Here is a 4,646-nt window from a genome sequence, read left to right as displayed (position 1 = left end):
CCGCCGCCGCATCCCGTTCCGCGGGCCGGCCGTTGTGGGCCGCCGGGAAATCGTTCGGCGGGCGCATGGCCTCAATGGCCGTGGCGGAAGGCATGTCGGCCGCCGGGCTGGTCTATCTGGGCTACCCGTTGCACCCGCCGGGGAAACCGGAAAAGCTCCGCGACGAGCACCTCTACGGGCTGACGCTGCCGATGCTCTTCCTGCAGGGCACGCGGGACACGTTCGCCACCCCGGAACTGCTGGAGGCCGTGGCGGCCAAAATCGGGCCGTCAGCGACCGTGGAGTGGCGCGAGGGCGGGGACCACTCCTTTGCCGTTGCCGGCGCGAAGCGCAGTGCCGACGAGGCGGGGGCGTCACTGGCGGCGACGGTCGCCGAATTCCTGAAGACACACGGCGATAATCCGGCGGCCGCGCTCCCCTGACCGGTCTCGCGTCACGGCCCGGCCTAACCGACGTCGCCGAACCGGCCCGCCCCGTGCTGCACGCGCGCCTCGATGGCGTCGGCGGCAGCCACGGCCCCTCCCGCGCTGCGGACAACATCGAGCATCGCGGCCAGGTTGCGCCGGACCTGCGCGTCCGTATGGACCGCGGTGACCGCGGCCCGGAGCGCTTCGGACCCGACGTCCTCCGGCGCAAGGCGCAGGCCAAGACCCAGTTCTTCCAGCCGGCGGGCGGTGGCCGCCTGTTCCGGCTGCTGGGGCACGGCCACCATTGGGACGGCGTAATACAGCGCTTCCATGGTCGAATTCATGCCGGCGTGGGTGATGAAGACGGCGGTCCGGCGCAGTACCTGCAACTGCGGGAAGACCGGCCGGACCCGGATGTTCGGCGCAATTGTTCCGAGATCGGCCATGCTGGTCTGGTCCCCGACGGCCATCGCGACGTCCCAATCGCTTCCGCCGAAGGCATCAAGGCACATCCGGAAGAAGTCCGGCCGGCGGTTCAGCGGGGTGGTGCCCAGCGAAATGAACAACAGCGGTCCCGTTCCCTCACGCTCCCATTCGCCGTCGGTGTCCCGGCCGCCGACGCTGGGACCCACAAACCGGAACCGGTCATCGAAGGTCGCCCCCATGGGCTGGAATTCGCGGGGTAGGAACACGATGTTGAACGGCGCAGGCGGACCATCGAACATCCGCGGTGTCCGCACGCCCTGCCCGGCCGCGAATTCCGCCAGCAATCGGCCCATGGCCAGCGCAACCTTGGCCATCTCATCGGCGCCGTCCGGTGACGGGGCAGGCATCAACGATCTCAGCGAGAAGTGCTCGTTGGTGGCATAGGTGGGCATGAGGGCAATGGCCGGGGCGCCGATCTTTTCTGCCGCCATGCTGCCGCTGAGCGTCATCGCGTCAAAGCAGATGGCGTCCGGCGGGTCCTGGCGGAGTTGATCGACCAGCGCCGGAAAGCTGGTTCTGAGGTCCTCGAACACGCGGTGCATGATCGGCAGCATCAGGTGCGCCTGTGCCCTCTGCCCGGGCCCCAGGGAAGGCATCGATGCCATCCAGTTCCCGCCGGACGCGTGAAAGTCCGCGCCGGCCTTGCGGATCAGCGGTCCGAAGTCGGCGGACGTGAAGTATGTGACCCTGTGCCCACGGACCACGAGCTCCGCCACCAGCGGCAGGGTCGGGTTCACGTGTCCGTAGGCGGGAATGGAGACGAACGCAAGGTGCATGGCCATCACTCTTCATCGCGTGGCTGATCTTTATTTGACGGGCAGGTTTGACCGGGCAGGTTTGCCCGGCACGTTTGACCGGCCTGTTTGCCCGTCGTCCCGCGGGTCCGGAGGCCCACCGGCGTCGTGCTCCTTCATCATGCCCCTGTTGACCGCGCGGCGCGAGTGGTCAGTTGGCAGCGCCGGGCTGCTGGTCAGGCGTTAGTTCCGCGGCTTGGTCCGGGCTGTCGCGGGCGCGGTCCACGGGTCTTCAGGCCACGGATGCCGCGGATAGCGGCCGCGCATTTCGGCCCGGACCTGGGCGTAGGGCCCGGACCAGAAGGAAGCGAGATCGTCCGTCACGGCCAGGGGCCGGCGGGCCGGCGAGAGCAGGTGGAACAGCACCGGCACGCGCCCGTCGGCCAGCCGCGGCGTCTCCGCCCAGCCAAAACACTCCTGCAGCTTGACGGCCACTACGGGCCGGCCGGTGGCGTCTGCCGCGTCCGGGTAGTCGATCCGGATCCGGGATCCGCTGGGGACCGCCAGCGACTCGGGTGCCAGTTCGCCCAGCCGGGCCGCCTCGGGCCACGGCAGCAGCCGGCTCAGCGGGCCGGCGAGGTCGATCCCGCCCGTCGATGCTCCGCCGGCCAACGCCGCGAGCTCCGGGGCCAGCCAGTCCTGAAGCCGGGCCAGCAACGCGGGCTCGGAAACGTCGGGCCATGCCCCGCCCAGCTCCCGGTGCAGCAGGGCAAGACGGCGGCGCAAGCCGTCCGCCGCGTTCGACCATCCGATGGTGGCCAGCCCCTCGCTGGCCAGTGCGCGGGCCACAGCTGCGCGGCCCTCCTCCGCAGGAGGCCGTACCGGGGTGGACGAGAGCACGATCGCGCCCAGGCGGCGCTCCCGCCGGGCCGAGACCCGGCCCTGGCTAAACCGCGCCTGCAGCGTGTCGCTCAGGAGGTTGCCGGCGGCGGCCTCTGCGGTGTCCGCCGTCAGCGGCGCCGCAGAGCGGATGACGGCACCGGTACCCGCGGCATCGCGCCCTTGTGCGCGGGACACTTCGGCCACTCCCAGCCATTCGTGCCCGGACAGGGCGCTGCCGGCCGGCAACCCGGCCCGGGTTCCGGAAGTCAGCAGGTATTGTGCCGGCCCCTGTCCCGGAACGCGGCGCGCCACCCGGTCCGGAAAGGCCAGGGCGACGACAAACCCGACGGCCTCCGCGGCACCAACGGCCCCAGCAGACGCAACCGGCGCGGCGCGGGATGGCTTCTGGTGCCCGCCACCGGTGGATTCCTGCCGGGCGATTGACTCCATCCGCCGGACGTCCTCCGACCAGCGCCGGGATCCGGGATCGCGGCCCGTCCGCAGCGCGGCAAGCAGTCTGGTGAGGTCTGCGCCCGGTGCGCGCTGGTCCCCCGACACCAGGGCGACGGCCTCGGCCGCCGTGCGGTAGCCCACCGTCGCGGCGCCGTCCAGCAGGGCGCGGGCAAGCCGGGGGTCAGTCGGGACCCGGGCCAGGGTCTTGCCTACCTCGGTTGCGTGACCGTCCGCGGTGACGGCGCCGAGTTCCCGCAGCACTTCGACGGCCTCGTCCATCGCGGCCCGGGGCGGCGTGTCCGGCAGTGCCAGTCCCCGGCCGCCGGGGGCTCCCCAGCAGGCCAGGACCAGGGCGGCGCCGGTCAGGTCAGCTGCCGCGATCTCCGGCGTCGGGTGCGCCGGCGCGGCGCCAAAGGCCCTCTGGTCATAGCAACGGATCACCGTGCCCGGGCCCTGGCGTGCGGCACGGCCGGCGCGCTGGTCCGCGGACGCCCGGGAGCAGGACACCGTCACGAGGCCGGACATTCCGCGGCCGGCGTCGCGCCGCGGCTCGCGGGACAGCCCGGAATCGATGACCAGCCGGACGCCCGGAACAGTGAGGGAGGACTCGGCGAGTGCGGTGGAAACGATGATCCGGGCAGCCCCGCCGGGCTCACGCCCAGAGACGGCGCGGTCCTGCTCCGCCGCCGGGGCCTGGCCGTGGAGTTCCAGAACCTCGGCGCGGCTCCGGCCACGGAGCCGCGCGGCCACGTAGGAAACCTCCCAGGCGCCGGGAACGAACACGAGGGCGTCCAGGTCCCGTCCGCCCGCCAGCGCGGCCGCGTGGCCGGCCGCTGCCGTGTCGGCCACATGGTCCAGGAAGGCCCGGGCCACGCCCCGCTCGTCCAGCCGCGGCGCCGACGCGGGGGCCCATTCCACGTCCAGCGGAAACAGCACGGACGGACAGTCGATGACCGGTGCCGGGCCGCCGCCGTCGTCGTTTCCGTCCGCCGCCCCACCGATCAGCGTGTCTCCAATCAAGGCGGCGAAGCGGGGGGCATCGAGGGTGGCCGACATGGCGATCAGGGCGAGGTCGCCGCGCAACTGGCGGACTTCGGCGAGCATGCCAACGAGGAGGTCGGTCTCCAGCCCGCGTTCGTGGACCTCATCGAGGATCACGGCGTCCGTGCCCTCGAGCCCCGGGTCCGCGAGGAGGCGGCGCAGCAGGATGCCGGGGGTAACGAACTCGATCACGGTACCGGGGCCGGTCTGGCGTTCCCCGCGGACCGTGTAGCCCACGCGGTCGCCGAGCCGGGTGCCGTCCAGGGCGGCCAGGCGCCGGGCGGCCGCACGGGCAGCGACGCGGCGCGGCTGGGTGAGTCTCCAATCAAGGCGGCGAAGCGGGGGGCATCGAGGGTGGCCGACATGGCGATCAGGGCGAGGTCGCCGCGCAACTGGCGGACTTCGGCGAGCATGCCAACGAGGAGGTCGGTCTCCAGCCCGCGTTCGTGGACCTCATCGAGGATCACGGCGTCCGTGCCCTCGAGCCCCGGGTCCGCGAGGAGGCGGCGCAGCAGGATGCCGGGGGTAACGAACTCGATCACGGTACCGGGGCCGGTCTGGCGTTCCCCGCGGACCGTGTAGCCCACGCGGTCGCCGAGCCGGGTGCCGTCCAGGGCGGCCAGGCGCCGGGCGGCCGCACGGG

The 4,646-nt window shown here is 72.4% G+C and carries 2 protein-coding genes and 1 pseudogene; 1 reads left to right on the top strand and 2 read right to left on the bottom strand.

Translation table 11 applies throughout. The annotated features are described in order from the left end of the window. Window positions 1-422, top strand: a 422-nt coding sequence (locus Y706_RS25135) for an alpha/beta hydrolase family protein (protein ID WP_173403076.1), incomplete at its 5' end; no start/stop codon positions are given. A 23-nt stretch (window positions 423-445) separates the two neighbouring features. Here the strand turns inward: Y706_RS25135 and Y706_RS0111985 are convergent. Beyond that, a complete protein-coding gene (locus Y706_RS0111985; protein ID WP_216699130.1) occupies window positions 446-1,669 on the bottom strand; it encodes a macrolide family glycosyltransferase in 1,224 nt (407 codons plus the stop codon). A gap of 201 nt (window positions 1,670-1,870) precedes the next feature. Next, a pseudogene (gene hrpB, locus Y706_RS25130) lies at window positions 1,871-4,321 on the bottom strand (ATP-dependent helicase HrpB); the annotation flags it as partial. Window positions 4,322-4,646: the final 325 nt, after the last annotated feature.

Source organism: Arthrobacter sp. I3, assembly GCF_000520575.1.
Classification (GTDB): domain Bacteria; phylum Actinomycetota; class Actinomycetes; order Actinomycetales; family Micrococcaceae; genus Arthrobacter; species Arthrobacter humicola_A.
This window is presented reverse-complemented; position numbering and strand designations above follow the sequence as displayed.